At 74.6% G+C, this 13,633-nt stretch carries 12 protein-coding genes and 1 pseudogene; 5 read left to right on the top strand and 8 right to left on the bottom strand.

The genetic code is table 11. From position 1 onward, the window contains the following. Positions 1-36: 36 nt before the first annotated feature. A complete protein-coding gene (locus ACH4E8_RS09290; protein WP_398445901.1) occupies positions 37-903 on the top strand; it encodes an SDR family oxidoreductase in 867 nt (288 codons plus the stop codon). A gap of 109 nt (positions 904-1,012) precedes the next feature. Here ACH4E8_RS09290 and ACH4E8_RS09285 read toward each other — a convergent pair whose 3' ends face one another. The 5 genes from ACH4E8_RS09285 to hutU form a co-directional block, all read right to left on the bottom strand. After that, positions 1,013-1,672 carry an MSMEG_1061 family FMN-dependent PPOX-type flavoprotein gene (locus tag ACH4E8_RS09285; RefSeq protein WP_398445900.1) on the bottom strand — a complete coding sequence of 220 codons (660 nt, stop codon included), beginning with the start codon at positions 1,670-1,672 and terminating at the stop codon, positions 1,013-1,015. 373 nt (positions 1,673-2,045) lie between these two features. Continuing rightward, the gene (hutI, locus tag ACH4E8_RS09280; RefSeq protein ID WP_398445898.1) at positions 2,046-3,230 is read right to left on the bottom strand and encodes an imidazolonepropionase; all 1,185 of its coding nucleotides are present in this window, start codon (positions 3,228-3,230) and stop codon (positions 2,046-2,048) included. Positions 3,231-3,297: 67 nt separating this feature from the next. After that, positions 3,298-4,668, bottom strand: a complete 1,371-nt coding sequence (locus ACH4E8_RS09275) for a formimidoylglutamate deiminase (RefSeq protein ID WP_398445897.1) — start codon at positions 4,666-4,668, stop codon at positions 3,298-3,300. Then, positions 4,653-5,891, bottom strand: coding sequence for an allantoate amidohydrolase (locus ACH4E8_RS09270; protein ID WP_398446121.1), 1,239 nt, complete (start codon positions 5,889-5,891; stop codon positions 4,653-4,655). Before ACH4E8_RS09270 ends, ACH4E8_RS09275 begins: the two co-directional genes overlap by 16 nt. Before the next feature lie 209 nt (positions 5,892-6,100). Next, positions 6,101-7,759 carry a urocanate hydratase gene (gene hutU, locus ACH4E8_RS09265; RefSeq protein ID WP_398445895.1) on the bottom strand — a complete coding sequence of 553 codons (1,659 nt, stop codon included), beginning with the start codon at positions 7,757-7,759 and terminating at the stop codon, positions 6,101-6,103. A 102-nt stretch (positions 7,760-7,861) separates the two neighbouring features. Between hutU and ACH4E8_RS09260 the strand changes: the two genes are divergently transcribed. Both ACH4E8_RS09260 and ACH4E8_RS09255 read left to right on the top strand, forming a co-directional pair. Next, positions 7,862-9,202 (top strand): diaminopimelate decarboxylase, encoded by a 1,341-nt coding sequence (locus tag ACH4E8_RS09260; RefSeq protein ID WP_398445893.1) that lies wholly within the window; start codon positions 7,862-7,864, stop codon positions 9,200-9,202. A gap of 154 nt (positions 9,203-9,356) precedes the next feature. Next, a complete protein-coding gene (locus ACH4E8_RS09255; RefSeq protein WP_398445891.1) occupies positions 9,357-9,797 on the top strand; it encodes a roadblock/LC7 domain-containing protein in 441 nt (146 codons plus the stop codon). Here the strand turns inward: ACH4E8_RS09255 and ACH4E8_RS09250 are convergent. The 3 genes and pseudogenes from ACH4E8_RS09250 to ACH4E8_RS09240 form a co-directional block, all read right to left on the bottom strand. After that, positions 9,739-10,299, bottom strand: a complete 561-nt coding sequence (locus ACH4E8_RS09250) for a hypothetical protein (protein WP_398445889.1) — start codon at positions 10,297-10,299, stop codon at positions 9,739-9,741. The genes ACH4E8_RS09255 and ACH4E8_RS09250 overlap by 59 nt on opposite strands. A gap of 113 nt (positions 10,300-10,412) precedes the next feature. After that, positions 10,413-11,249, bottom strand: coding sequence for a MurR/RpiR family transcriptional regulator (locus tag ACH4E8_RS09245; protein ID WP_398445887.1), 837 nt, complete (start codon positions 11,247-11,249; stop codon positions 10,413-10,415). 8 nt (positions 11,250-11,257) lie between these two features. Next, positions 11,258-11,533, bottom strand: a pseudogene (locus ACH4E8_RS09240) (hypothetical protein); the annotation flags it as partial. A gap of 282 nt (positions 11,534-11,815) precedes the next feature. Between ACH4E8_RS09240 and ACH4E8_RS09235 the strand changes: the two are divergent. Together ACH4E8_RS09235 and ACH4E8_RS09230 are read left to right on the top strand one after the other, a co-directional pair. Further along, a complete protein-coding gene (locus tag ACH4E8_RS09235; protein ID WP_398445886.1) occupies positions 11,816-12,988 on the top strand; it encodes an ABC transporter ATP-binding protein in 1,173 nt (390 codons plus the stop codon). Further along, a complete protein-coding gene (locus ACH4E8_RS09230; protein ID WP_398445884.1) occupies positions 12,985-13,632 on the top strand; it encodes an ABC transporter permease in 648 nt (215 codons plus the stop codon). Before ACH4E8_RS09235 ends, ACH4E8_RS09230 begins: the two co-directional genes overlap by 4 nt. Position 13,633: the final 1 nt, after the last annotated feature.

Below are 13,633 nucleotides of genomic sequence, written 5' to 3'. Positions count from 1 at the left end.
CCTGAAGGCTCAGACCGCCAAGAGGAGAGTCAGCGCATGGAATCCGTCATCGCCGTCACCGGCGCCACCGGCCGGCTCGGTGGGCGCGTCGCGCGGCGGCTCGCCGCACGCGGGGTGAGGACCCGGCTGGTGGGGCGGGACCCGGGCCGGCTGCCGCAGCTCGACGGCGGGGAGCCCGCGCAGGTCGCGGCGTACGGGGACGACGACGCGATGCGGCGGGCCTGCACCGGGGTCGGGACGCTGTTCCTGGTGTCCGGGCACGAGGACCCGGGGCGGGTGCGGGAGCACCAGATCGCCGTCGACTCCGCGGTCGCCGCCGGCGTCGAGCGGGTGGTGTACGTGTCGTTCCTCGGCGCCTCGCCCGACGCGACGTTCACCTTCGCCCGGGACCACTGGCACACGGAGGAGTACATCCGCGCCTCCTCGCTGCGCTACACCTTCCTGCGCGACAGCTTCTACCTCGGCGCGCTCGCCGCGATGGCCGGGGACGACGGGGTGCTCCGCGGGCCGGCCGGGCAGGGGCGGGTCTCCGCGGTGGCGCACGACGACGTCGCCGACGCGGCCGTGGGGGTGCTGCTGGGCGAGGGGCACGACAGCGCGACGTACGACGTCACCGGGCCCGCGGCGATCACGCTCACCGAGGCCGCGGAGGAGCTGTCGCGGTTCGCCGGGCGGGCCGTCACCTACGTGGCGGAGAGCGAGGCGGAGGCGTACGAGTCCCGCGCCTCCCTCGGGGCGCCCGAGTGGGAGGTGGCGGGGTGGGTCACCTCGTACCGGGCGATCGCGGCGGGCGAGCTGGCCACCGTCTCGGACGCGGTGGCGCGCCTCGCCGGCCGGCCGGCGCAGAGCTTCGCCGAGTACTTGCGGGAGCATCCCGAGGCGTACGCCCACCTGGCCCGCTGAGCCCGCCGGGTCCGCTCGGTCCGCTGGGCCCGCCGGGTCCGCTGGGCCCGCCGGGTCCGCTCGGTCCGCTGAGCCCGCCGGGTCCGCTGCCGGCACAGCGCGCCCGGCCTCACTCGTACCGGTACTTCAACGAGTCCGCCTCCCGCTGCTCGACCTCGGCGATCGTCAGCTCCGGCATCCGTAGCTGGGCCAGCGTCACCTCGGCAGAGGTCGGCTGGGCGTCCGCCGGCAACCACTGCTCCGGCTTCCAGGCCCCGCTGCGCAGCAGCGACTTGGGGCAGTGCGGGTAGACCTCCTCGATCTCCACCACCAGCGCGCTGGCCGGCGGCTTGCCCACGGGGGTGAGCTGCGACAGCAGATCGGGGCGGGTGGAGACGAGGGCCCGGCCGTTCACCCTGAGCGTGGTGGTGCGGCCGGGGACGACGAACAGCAGACCGGCCCGGCCGGTGGCGACGACGTTCTCCAGGGTGTCCAGGCGCTTGTTGCCGGTCGCGTCCGGTATCGCCACCGTCCGTGCGTCCAGGACGGCGACGAAGCCGGCGGGGCCGCCGCGCGGGGAGACGTCGCAGTTGCCTTCGGCGTCCGCGCTGGCGACCAGGACCAGCGACGAACAGGCGATCAGCCGCCGGGTCTGCTCGGTGAGTTCGGTCATCTGCTTGCGCACGGCCGCCACGCCGGGGAGCTCGTAGACCTGACGCAGCGCGTCCTGGTCGGGCACGGCGTCGGCGCGGAGGGCTTCGAAGGCGGTGTGGGCTGGGAGCGGGGTCATGGCTCGACCCTACGGGCCCGCTCTGCGAGGGGGCGCGGACGGCGCGTGCGGGTTCTCTGTGCCGTTGGACAAAGCCGCCGTTTCCCTGCGGGAGCGTTGGCCTCCGCGGCCCGGTGGTTGGTTTGTCGCGCAGTTCCGCCCCCTATGCCCAGAGGGCATGGAGGGACCCCCAGCGCCCCTGATGTGCTTCCCCCATCGGCCGCCTGCGGGCCGGGCACTTGGTATGCCCCTACGCCCGCCGGGCGTGGGCAATGAGGGGCGCGGGGAGTGCGCGGCAAGCCCGCCACCGGGCCCGTGGAGACCAACGCTCCCGCAGAGATGCCGCGGGTACGCCCAGAGGTGCACGGACACGCACTGGGCCTCCCGACACGGCCTAGACGGGCAGCCGCACCCCGTGGCGCCAGACCTCCCGCACCAGGGGGACCCCGGGGCGGTAGGCCAGGTGGACGTGGCTGGGGGCGTCCAGGAGGGCGAGGTCCGCGCGGGCGCCGGGGGCCACGCGGCCCACGTCGCTGCGGCGCAGCGCCGCCGCCCCGCCCGCCGTCGCGGACCACACCGCCTCGTCCGGCGTCATGCCCATGTCGCGGACCGCGAGCGCGATGCAGAACGGCATGGAGGAGGTGAACGACGACCCCGGGTTGCAGTCCGTCGACAGTGCGACCGTCGCCCCCGCGTCCAGCAGCCGACGGGCGTTCGGCCAGGTCGCGCGGGTGGAGAACTCCGCACCCGGCAGCAGGGTGGCGACCGTGGTGCCCGCCGCGTCCGCCAGCGCGGCCACGTCGCCGTCCGTGAGGTGGGTGCAGTGGTCGGCGCTCGCGGCGCCCAGTTCGACCGCGATCTGCACGCCGGGGCCGTGGCCCAGTTGGTTGGCGTGGACGCGCGGCACCAGGCCCTTCGCGATGCCCGCGGCGAGGACCGCGCGCGCCTGGTCGCCGTCGAAGGCGCCCTTCTCGCAGAAGACGTCGACCCAGCGGGCGTGCGGGGCGCAGGCGTCGAGCATCTCGCCGGTGACGAGGGCGACGTAGCCGGCGGGGTCGTCCGCGTACTCGGGGGCGACGATGTGGGCGCCGAGGTAGGTCACCTCGTCGGTGTGGCGCGCCGCGATGCGCAGGGCGCGGGCTTCGTCCCCGGTGGTCAGGCCGTAGCCGGACTTGGTTTCGAAGGTCGTGGTGCCCTGGCGCAGGGCCTCGGCGAGGTAGCGGGTGAGGTTCGCCTCCAGGGCCTCGTCGCTGGCGGCCCGGGTCGCGGCGACGGTGGTGCGGATGCCGCCGGCGCGGTAGGGGCGGCCGGACATCCGGGCGTTGAACTCCTGGGTGCGGTCGCCGGCGAAGACGAGGTGGGAGTGGGAGTCGACGAAGCCGGGCAGCACGGCACGGCCTTCGGCGTCGTGGCGCTCGTCGGCGGCGGGGGCTTCGGCCGCGGGGCCGACCCAGGCGACCTTGCCGCCGGCGATGACGACGGCGGCTTCGGTCAGCAGGCCGAGCGGGGAGTCGTCCCCGAGGCCCGGGACGTTGGTGACCAGGGTGCCGATGTTGGTGATGAGGGTGGTGGTGGTCACCGTGCTGCTGCTCCTTGCGTTCCCGGTCCGGCCGGACCTGCTGCTACGGCGTGGGGGCTCCGGTGCGTCACGGCCGCACCGCGGCGATCGCCGCCGCCAACTCGGCCGCCACGTCCGGCAACCGTAGGTGCGTGCCGTCGCGGACGACGGGCCGACCCGCCACGACGACGTCCCGTACGTCCGCCGCCGTCCCGGCGAACACCACCGCCTCCGCCGCCAGCCGCGGCACGGGGCCCGCGGTGCGCACGGTGTCCAGGGCGACAGTGGCGAAGTCGGCGGGGGCGCCGGGCGCAAGGCGGCCCGCGTCCGACCAGCCGAGCGCCGCGTGTCCGTCGGCGGTCGCGGCGCGCAGCAGCGAAGCGGCGGTGAAGTGGCCGCGGGTACGGGTGCGCAGCCGCTCGTCCAACTCCACGGCCCGGGCCTCTTCGAGCAGGTCGATCACGGCGTGGCTGTCGCTGCCCAGGCTCAGCGGGGTGCCGGCGCGCTGGAGGTCGGCGGCGCGGCCGATGCCGTCGGCGAGGTCGCGTTCGGTGGTGGGGCACATGCACACGCCGGCGCCGGCCGCGCCCAGGGTGCGGACGTCGTCGTCGGTGAGGTGGGTGGCGTGCACGGCGGTGGTGGTGGGCTTCCAGAAGCCGTGCCGGGCGAGGAGGCCGGTGGGGGTGGTGCCGTGGACGGCGAGGCACGCCTCGTTCTCGGCGGGCTGTTCGGAGAGGTGGACGTGGACGGGGGCGCCGTCGGTGCGGGCGGCGAATTCGGCGTAGCCGTCGTCCTCGGCGAAGGCGCGTACGGAGTGCAGCGCGGCGCCGATCCGTACCCGGTCGTCGCGCTCGCGCGCCCGCAGCCGGGTCCAGCGCTCGTACCAGGCGTCCGCCGAGCCGTCGCCGAAGCGGAGTTGGGGGCCTTCGAGGGGGTGGTGGCCGGCTGCGGTGAGGCCGCCGTGCAGATAGGCGGTGTCGAGGAGGGCGATGCGGACGCCGGCGTCGTCGGCGGCGGCGATCAGGGCTTCGCCCATGGCGTTGGGGTCGGCGTAGGGGGTGCCGCCGGGGCCGTGGTGGAGGTAGTGGAACTCCCCGACGGCGGTGATGCCGGCGAGCGCCATCTCGGCGTACGCGGCGCGGGCGAGGGCGTGGTACGTGTCGGGGGTGAGCCGGGACGCGACGCCGTACATCACTTCGCGCCAGGTCCAGAAGGTGCCGGAGCCGACTTGGACGGTGCCGCGCAGGGCCCGGTGGAAGGCGTGCGAGTGGGCGTTCGCGAGGCCGGGGACCGTCAGGCCGGGCAGCCGTACGGCGCCGGGCGGCGGGGCGTCGAGGTCGGTGCGCACGGCGGAGATCCGGCCGTCGGCTCCGACGTCGAGCGCGACGCCGGGGGCGACGTGCGGGTCGAGCCAGGCGTGTTCGGCCCAGTACGTGGTGGGCTTCAGCGGCTCCGGCATGCCAGGCCCTCCAGGACGTCGGCGAGTGCGTGGACCCCGGCGACGCAGTCGTCCTCGGCGGCGTGCTCGGCCGGGGAGTGCGAGACGCCGGTGGGGTTGCGGACGAAGAGCATCGCGGTGGGGACGGCGGCGGAGAGGATGCCGGCGTCGTGGCCGGCGCCGGTGCCGAGGACGGGCACGGAACCGGAACCAGAGCCGGAGCCGGAGCCGGAGCCGGAGCCGGAGCCGCCGAGGATGCGGGCGAGTTCGTCGCGCAGGGCGTGCGGGAAGTCGACGACGGGGGTGAACGACTCGCGGACGACGGTGAGTTCGACGCGGTCGCGGCGGGCCCGCTCGCGGGCCGCGGCCTCCACCGCGGTGACGACGGCGTCGAGGGTGTCCTGGTCGACGGCGCGGGAGTCCAGCCAGCCGCGGACGAGGGACGGGATCGCGTTCACGCCGTTGGGTTCGACGGCGACCTTGCCGAAGGTGGCGACGGCGCCCGCGTCCTCGGCGGCGCGGCGGGCGGCGAGCACGGTCTCGGCGTACGTCAGCATCGGGTCGCGGCGGTCGACGAGGCGGGTGGTGCCGGCGTGGTTGGCCTCGCCGGCGAAGTCGAACCGCCAGCGGCCGTGCGGCCAGATCGCGGAGGCGATGCCGACGGGGTGTTCGGTGAGGTCGAGGGCGCGGCCCTGCTCGATGTGGAGTTCGACGAACGCGCCGACGCGGGCGAGGCGTTCGGGGTCCGGCCCGATGGCGTCGGGGTCGAACCCGGCGCGCTCCATGGCCTGGGGAAGGGTCACCCCGTCGGCGTCGACGAGCGCGTGCGCCTGGACCTTGGTGAGCTGGCCCGCGGCGAGGCGGGAACCGACGCAGGCGAGCCCGAAGCGGGCGCCCTCCTCATCGCCGAAGTTGGCGATGGCCAGCGGCCGGGCGAACTCCGCTCCCCTGCTGCGGAGTTCGTCGAGCGCGGCGAAGGAGGACACGACGCCCAGGGGCCCGTCGAACGCGCCGCCGTCGGGCACGGAGTCCAGGTGCGACCCGGTGACGACGGCGTCCCCGGCGTCGGGGTCACCGAGCCAGGCCCACTGGTTCCCGTTGCGGTCGACCTCGTAGCGCAGACCGCGCCCGACGGCCTGCGCCCGGAACCACGCCCGGCAGTCGGCGTCGGCCCCGGTCCAGGCGTACCGGCGGTACCCACGGCTGCCGGGGTCGCGCCCGACGGGGGCGAGTTCGCGCCACATCTCGTGGAAGGACGAGCCGCCGCGTGCTGCGCCCCCCACCGGCCGGCCGTCGGCGGCGAGCCCGCCGCCGTCCGTACGGCCAGGGCCGTCGCCCGCCCCACCGGATCCCCGGGCGTCCCCTGCCGCCGGCGCCACGGGCGCGTCCCCGCCGCCGGCCGTCGCCGGCGGGAGCGGCGAAGGGCCCTGCGGACGGGCGTCGCGGTGGGTGCTCACGCTTCCTCCCGCATCGGGACGCGGACGCCCTGCTCCGCGGCGACCGACTCCGCCGCGTCGTAGCCGGCGTCCACGTGGCGGATCACGCCCATGCCCGGGTCGTTGGTGAGGACCCGGCGGACCTTCTCCGCCGCGAGGGGGGTGCCGTCGGCGACGGTGACCTGGCCGGCGTGGATCGAGCGGCCCATGCCGACGCCGCCGCCGTGGTGGATGGAGACCCAGGACGCGCCGGAGGCGACGTTCACCATCGCGTTCAGCAGCGGCCAGTCGGCGATCGCGTCGGAGCCGTCGAGCATCGCCTCGGTCTCGCGGTACGGGGAGGCGACCGAGCCGCAGTCCAGGTGGTCGCGGCCGATCGCCAGCGGCGCGGCCAACTCTCCGCTGGCGACCATGTCGTTGAAGCGTTCGCCGGCGCGGTCGCGCTCGCCGTAGCCGAGCCAGCAGATGCGGGCCGGCAGGCCCTGGAAGTGGACGCGTTCGCCGGCGAGGCGGATCCAGCGGGCCAGGGACTCGTTCTCGGGGAAGAGGTCGAGGATCGCCCGGTCCGTCTTGGCGATGTCCGCGGGGTCGCCGGAGAGCGCGGCCCAGCGGAAGGGACCCTTGCCCTCGCAGAAGAGGGGGCGGATGTACGCGGGGACGAAACCGGGGAAGTCGAAGGCACGGTCGTAGCCGGCGAGCTTCGCCTCGCCGCGGATGGAGTTGCCGTAGTCGAAGACCTCGGCGCCGGCGTCCTGGAAGCCGACCATCGCCTCGACGTGGCGGGCCATCGACTCGCGGGCGCGGGTGGTGAAGCCGGCGGGGTCCTTCGCCGCGTACGTCGCCATGTCGGCGAAGTCGACGCCGACCGGGAGGTACGCGAGCGGGTCGTGCGCGGAGGTCTGGTCGGTGACGACGTCGATCGGTGCGCCCTCGGCGAGCAGCCGCGGCAGCAGCTCGGCCGCGTTGCCCAGCAGGCCGACGGAGAGCGGGCGGCGGGCGTCGCGCGCCTCGGTCGCCAGTCGCAGCGCCTCTTCGACGGATTCGGCGCGCACGTCCAGGTAGCGGTGCTCGATGCGGCGTTCGATGGCGCGCGGGTCGCAGTCGATGCAGATCGCGACGCCGTCGTTCATGGTGACGGCCAGCGGCTGGGCGCCGCCCATGCCGCCGAGTCCGGCGGTGAGGGTGATCGTGCCGGCGAGGGTGCCGCCGAACTTCTTCGCGGCGACCGCGGCGAACGTCTCGTACGTGCCCTGGAGGATGCCCTGGGTGCCGATGTAGATCCAGGAACCGGCCGTCATCTGGCCGTACATGGTGAGCCCGAGGGCCTCCAGGCGGCGGAACTCCTCCCAGTTGGCCCAGTCACCGACCAGGTTGGAGTTGGCGATCAGGACGCGCGGGGCCCACTCGTGGGTCTGCATGACGCCGACGGGCCGGCCGGACTGGACGAGCATGGTCTCGTCGGCCTTCAGGGTCTTCAGGGTGCGCACCATCGCGTCGAAGGAGCGCCAGTCGCGGGCGGCCTTTCCGGTGCCGCCGTAGACGACGAGACGGTCGGGGTGTTCGGCGACTTCGGGGTCCAGGTTGTTCTGGAGCATGCGCAGGGCTGCTTCCTGCTGCCATCCCAGGGCGCTCAGTTCCGTACCGCGCGGTGCCCGTACGGGGCGGGGTCCTGACATGGCGGCGCCTCCTCGCGACTCGACTTATTCACATCCTGATCCTATGAATAGGTCTAGTCAACAGGTCGCGCCGGAGCAGGGCCGGGTGGTTGGCTGGCACACATGGCCTTCGAACACGTCGAACACGCTGGACACATTGAAGAAGCCGTCGTACGCCGTCGTGACGCGGCCGTGCGCGCCGCGGTCGAGCAGGGGCTGCTCAGCGAGGCGCACCCGGTCGTCGCGCTGCTGGACACCGCCGGGATCCGCGCCTCCGCGGCCCGGCTGCACGACGCGTTCGCCGCCGTCACCGACGCCCCCGTGCTGCACGCCTTCGCCGTGAAGGCGGCGCCCCTGGTGCCCGTACTGGCGCTGCTGAACTCCGCAGGCATCGGCGCCGAGGTGGCGAGCCCCGGCGAGTTGGCGCTCGCCCGCGCCGCCGGCGTGCCGGCCGGGCGGACCGTGCTCGACTCCCCCGCGAAGACCGCCGGCGAACTGCGCGAGGCCCTGGACGCGGGGATCGCGCTGAACGCCGACAACCCGCAGGAAGTGGCGCGGCTGGACGAACTGGTCGCCGGGCGCGACGCGCTGCCGCCGCTGGGGGTGCGGGTGAACCCGCAGATCGGCGCGGGTTCGATCGGCGCGCTGTCCACCGCGACCGCGACCTCCAAGTTCGGGGTGGCGCTGCGCGACGCGGGCGCGCGGGAGGCGGTCGTACGGATGTATCTGGACCGGCCGTGGCTGACCCGGCTGCACACCCACTCCGGCTCGCAGGGCGTCCCGCTGGCCCGCATGGTGGAGGGCGTGCGGGAGGCGTACGCGCTGGCCGAGGAGATCAACGCGGCGGCCGGCCGCCAGCAGGTGGACACCGTCGACATCGGCGGCGGGCTGCCGGTGAACTTCGCCTCCGACGAGGAGGTGCCGACGTACGCCGAGTACGCCCGGCTGCTGAAGGACGCGGTGCCTGGACTGTTGGACGGACGGTACGGCCTGGTCACCGAGTTCGGCCGGTCCCTCATCGCCAAGCACGGCACGCTGCTGGCCCGGGTCGAGTACGCGAAGGCGTCCGGCGGGCGCCCCATCGCGGTCACCCACGCGGGCGTCCAGGTGGCGACCCGTACGGTCTACGCGCCCGCGTCCTGGCCGCTGCGGATCGCGGCGTACGACGGCGGGGGGCGGCCGAAGACGGGCGCGCCCGTGGTGCAGGACGTCGCCGGGCCCGCCTGCTTCGCGGGCGACCTGCTGGCCGAGTCGCGGGCGCTGCCGCCGCTGGAGCAGGGGGACGTGGTCGCGGCGCTGGACACCGGCGCGTACTACTTCTCGAACCACTACGGCTACAACAGCCTGCCGCGTCCGGCGGTGTACGGCTACGGGGGCGGCTCGTTCGCGCTCGTACGGGCGGCGCAGAGCACCGCGGAAATCGTGGCGGAGTCGGGCGGTGCGCAGGTGGACGCGCTGTTGTAGCCGGGTCGCGGGCCCGGGAGCCTGGTGCGGGCGGCACCGCGCAGGCGCGAACTGTACCGGGCCCGGGGCATGTTCCGATGGAAAATGCCACAACTCTCGGCCAGGGCAGCGACGTTGCGTAACCTCCTGGACACCCCCACGGAGGAGAGGGTCGATGCCGACCGAGGAGGACGTGCTCACCGAACTGCAGGGGCTGAGGCTGCGCCTGCCGCAGCTCACCGGTGCGCTCGCGGCGAGCACGGACGGGCTGGTGCTCGGCTCGGACGTCGGGGACCCGGAGTGCGCCGCCGCGCTGGCGGTCGTCGCGCTCGGCGTCTGCGCACGGCTGAGCGAGGCCACCGGGCTCGGCCGGTTCCAGGACGTGCTGGTGCGCGGCGAGCGGGGTTACGTCGCCACGTACGCGGTGGGTCCTTCGGCCGCGCTCGCTCTGACGGCGGGCCCGCGCGTGGACGTCGACCGGCTGCACCGGGAGGCCCGCGCCTCCTGTGTCCGGCTGGCGAAGCTGGTCGACGGCGCCGGTCCGCGGCCCGACCCGGTCAGCGGCGGCGGGCTCCGCCGGGCGCGGCGTCCCCGGCCGCGACACCCGTGGTCCTGAACCCCTTGACCGCCTTGCCGACCGCGCCGCCGGACAGCCAGTCGGTCCGCAGCCACAGCAGGTGCTCGCCGTCCCGCTCCAGCCGTCCGAGCCAGAGCGCCTTCAGCCACAGGCCGGCGCCGACGCCGGCGAAGAGCAGGCCGACCGTGCCGGGCAGGGCGAAGGAGCTGCCGACGGCGACGACGAAGACGGCCGCGAACCACCAGCGCAGCGCGCGCCGCCGGATCCGCAGGGTGACCCGGCGGTCCTGGAGGATGTCGGAGCGGCCGGCCCGGGTCGCCGCCTGCGCGAAGTGGGCGTAGCGCCGTCGGCGGGCGACGGCGGTCACGGCCAGCGCGACGATGAACGCCGCGGCGCCGGCGAGCAGCCCGATCCGACGGCCCGTGAGCCCCGGCACCAGCGCGCCGATCGCGGCGCCGAAGAGCCCGAGCCACCACAGGGGCGCGGCCCCCGCCCGTACGACCACCGCCACCCTCGCCAACGACTGCGCCCCGCGCCCCACGTCCGTACCCCTTCCTCGCAGAGATGTCCGTCCGGCGGAGGTTAGCGACGTTTTCTGAGGGCCGCCTGAGAAATCGGCCGACCGACGTCACTCGGCCGACGGGCATCGCCGGATCACTCGACGAAGAGGCCGCGCGCCGCCGCCTTGGCGTCGAACTCCTCCAGGCGCGCCTGTGCTTCCGGGATGTCGTCGCACATGGCCTCCAGCAGCACCCGCCCCAGCAGCATCGGCGCGCAGGCCGTGTCGAAGGAGAGCCCGGTGCCCACGGCGGCCGGGAGCAGCAGGTCGCTGTGGCCGGCGACGGGGGCGAACGCGGAGTCCGCGACGGTGACGACGGTCAGCCCGGCGTCCTGCGCGTACGCGAGGGCGGCCACCACCTCGCGGGGGTGGCGCGGCAGCGCGAAGCAGAGCAGGGCGGTGGCGCCGGCGCGCCGGGCGTCGTCGATGCGGTCGGCGAGCAGGGTGCCGCCCTCGTCCAGCAGCCGGACGTCGGGGTGGACCTTGCCTGCGAAGTACGCGAAGCCGCGGGCCTGTGCGGCGGCGGCGCGCAGCCCGAGGACGGGCAGCGGGCGGGAGGCGGCGAGCAGGGCGCCGGCGCGGAGCACCGACGCCGGGTCGGCGAGCAGGTCGGAGAGGTGGCGCAGGTTGTCGATCTCGGCCCGGACGGCCTGCTGGTACTCGTTGAGGGCGTCCTCGACGGGCACCGAGCCGGGGGGCACGACCTCCCGCAGGTGCTTGCGGAGCGCGGGGTAGCCGTCGAAGCCGAGGGCGACGGCGAAGCGGGTGACGGAGGGCTGGCTGACGCCGGCGACCTCGGCCAGCTCGACGCTGGACAGGAACGGCACGTCGGCGGCGCGGCGCACCATGCTGTGGGCGATGCGCCGCTGGGTGGGGGTGAGCCGGTGCCCCTCGAAGAGCTGTTGCAGCCGCGCGGCGGGGCTGTCTGTCATGCCGTAGGTCACCTGTTCTCGTCGTTCCGGTCGGGTTCGGCCTCGGGGCCGGTGGGCGGCTGCGCCACGGGTCCGACGAACCCCGCGAGGTCGTCGAGCAGCGTGGCCGCCGCTGCCACATCATCGGTCAGCGGGCGGTCCGCCGGGTCCTCCGCCTTCGCGCCGACCGCCGGCGTGAAGGCCCGTCCGGCCGGCAGCCCGGGGTCGGGACGCAGGTCGCGCGGGCGCAGCGCCCGGACCGCGGGGACCGGCTCGCAGCCGACGACGTCGGATGTGCCGCAGGCGGCGGAAGGGTGCGCCGGAGTGGGTGCGGACGGCGCGGGATTGGGTACGGGAGCTGCCGGGTCGGGTGCTTGGGGTGCGGGAGTCGCGGGCTCCGTCGTGCCGTCTGCACGACGCGAGCTGTCCGTCATTCGAGACGACATCACTGCGAAATCCTCCCCGTCCAGACAGCAGATCCCGCCGTTCGGGCATCCATCGCGAGGCGATCGACACCGGGACATTGACAAGTTATTCAGCCACTCAGAACTCTGCATGACCATATGCAGCCGGGCAAGGGACGACTGATGATCGAATTCCGAGCAGTGCACAAACGCTTCCCCAACGGCACCACGGCGGTTCACGACCTCACGATGGACGTGCCGGACGGCGCCATCACGGTCCTGGTCGGCACCTCCGGATGCGGCAAGACCACCACGCTGCGCATGGTCAACCGGATGGTCGAGCCCACCTCCGGCACGATCCGCGTCGCCGGCAAGGATGTCCTCGCCCAGGACGCGGCCCTGCTGCGGCGCTCCATCGGCTACGTCATCCAACAGTCCGGCCTCTTCCCCCACCGCACCGTCCTCGACAACGTCGCGACCGTGCCGCTGCTGCTCGGCTGGGGCCGGCGCAAGGCGCGGGCGCGCGCCGCCGAACTCCTTCAGATCGTGGGCCTGGCGCCGGAGGCGGCCAAGCGCTATCCGCACCAGCTCTCCGGCGGTCAGCAACAGCGCGTCGGCGTCGCCCGGGCGCTGGCCGCGGACCCGCCCGTGCTCCTGATGGACGAGCCGTTCGGCGCGGTCGACCCCGTGGTGCGCACCCAACTCCAGGACGAGCTGCTGAGGCTTCAGAAGGAGTTGGCCAAGACGATCGTCTTCGTCACCCACGACATCGACGAGGCCGTACGGCTGGGCGACCGGATCGCCGTCTTCCGCACCGGGGGCGAGCTGGTGCAGTACGCGTCCCCGGCGCAGCTCCTGGCCCGCCCTGCGGACCCGTTCGTCGCCGACTTCCTCGGCGCGGAGCGCGGCCTCAAGCTGCTGTCGCTGATCGCGCTGGCGGACGTGGCGAGCGGGCCGGTGCCCGAGGGCGGGCGCTGGGAGTTGGTGCTCGGCCCCGGGCGCACGCCGGTGGGCTGGCGGGACCGGGACGCGCCCGACGGCACCGCGCTGCGTCCCGTACGGCCGCTGCGGGACGCCGACTCGCTGCTGTCCGCGCTGAACGAGTCCGTCTCGTCGCCGTGCGGGCTGGTCGCCCGGGTGGACGCGGCCGGTGCGCTGACCGGGGTCACCTCGCGCGAGGAGATCCACGAACGGGCGGGCGCGGCCCACACCACAGCGGCGCACACCACCGCGGCGCGCGCCCCGGACCCGGCAGCCCCCACCGCCATAGCGGACGCACGGACTGACCCGTACGACAGCAGCGACGGCGGGACGGCGGCCGGCGAGCCCGCGGCCCCCCGGGGCGGCACCCCGTGACCATCGACTGGGGCTGGATCGGCGACCACGCCGCCGAGCTGACCGAACTGAGCGTGGACCACCTCCGAACGGCGCTGACCGCCGTCGCCCTGGGCCTGCTGATCTCCCTGCCGCTCGCCGTCCTCGCCCACCGCGTACGACTGCTGCGCGGCGTCCTGCTGGGCCTCGCGAACGTCCTCTTCACGATCCCCTCGATCGCGATCTTCGTACTGCTGCTGCCGGTGTCGGGGCTGACCCGCACCACCACCGTCATCGGCCTGACCGTCTACACGCTGGTCGTCCTGTTGCGGAACACGGTCGAGGGCCTGGACGCCGTGCCCCCGAAGGTGAAGGAGGCGGCGCGCGCCATGGGCACCGGACCGCTGCGGACCCTGCTCACCGTCGAACTGCCGCTCGCCCTAACGGTGATCACGGCCGGGGTGCGGATCGCCACCGTCATGTCGATCTCACTGGTCAGCGTCGCCACGTACATCGGCGACGGCGGCCTCGGACAGCTCTTCACCGACGGCTTCCAACGCGACTTCCCGACGCCCGTGGTCGCCGGGGTCGCCCTGACCCTGCTGCTCGCACTGGTCGCGGACGCGCTGTTGGTGGCCGTGCAGTACGTGCTCACCCCCTGGAACCGGAAGGGCGGGAGGGCCTGAG

Origin of the sequence: Streptomyces sp. NPDC017979, from assembly GCF_044328175.1 — a bacterium.
GTDB lineage: Bacteria > Actinomycetota > Actinomycetes > Streptomycetales > Streptomycetaceae > Streptomyces.
This window is presented reverse-complemented; position numbering and strand designations above follow the sequence as displayed.

Bases quoted from the DNA above. Each gene is read 5' to 3' on its own strand.
- ACH4E8_RS09270 (WP_398446121.1), bottom strand. From the start codon at position 5,891: ATGTGGCGCGAACTCGCCCCCGTCGGGCGCGACCCCGGCAGCCGTGGG.
- ACH4E8_RS09290 (WP_398445901.1), top strand. From the start codon at position 37: ATGGAATCCGTCATCGCCGTCACCGGCGCCACCGGCCGGCTCGGTGGG.
- ACH4E8_RS09235 (WP_398445886.1), top strand. From the start codon at position 11,816: ATGATCGAATTCCGAGCAGTGCACAAACGCTTCCCCAACGGCACCACG.
- ACH4E8_RS09245 (WP_398445887.1), bottom strand. From the start codon at position 11,249: ATGACAGACAGCCCCGCCGCGCGGCTGCAACAGCTCTTCGAGGGGCAC.
- ACH4E8_RS09275 (WP_398445897.1), bottom strand. From the start codon at position 4,668: ATGCCGGAGCCGCTGAAGCCCACCACGTACTGGGCCGAACACGCCTGG.
- hutU (WP_398445895.1), bottom strand. From the start codon at position 7,759: ATGTCAGGACCCCGCCCCGTACGGGCACCGCGCGGTACGGAACTGAGC.
- ACH4E8_RS09285 (WP_398445900.1), bottom strand. From the start codon at position 1,672: ATGACCCCGCTCCCAGCCCACACCGCCTTCGAAGCCCTCCGCGCCGAC.
- ACH4E8_RS09260 (WP_398445893.1), top strand. From the start codon at position 7,862: ATGGCCTTCGAACACGTCGAACACGCTGGACACATTGAAGAAGCCGTC.
- ACH4E8_RS09255 (WP_398445891.1), top strand. From the start codon at position 9,357: ATGCCGACCGAGGAGGACGTGCTCACCGAACTGCAGGGGCTGAGGCTG.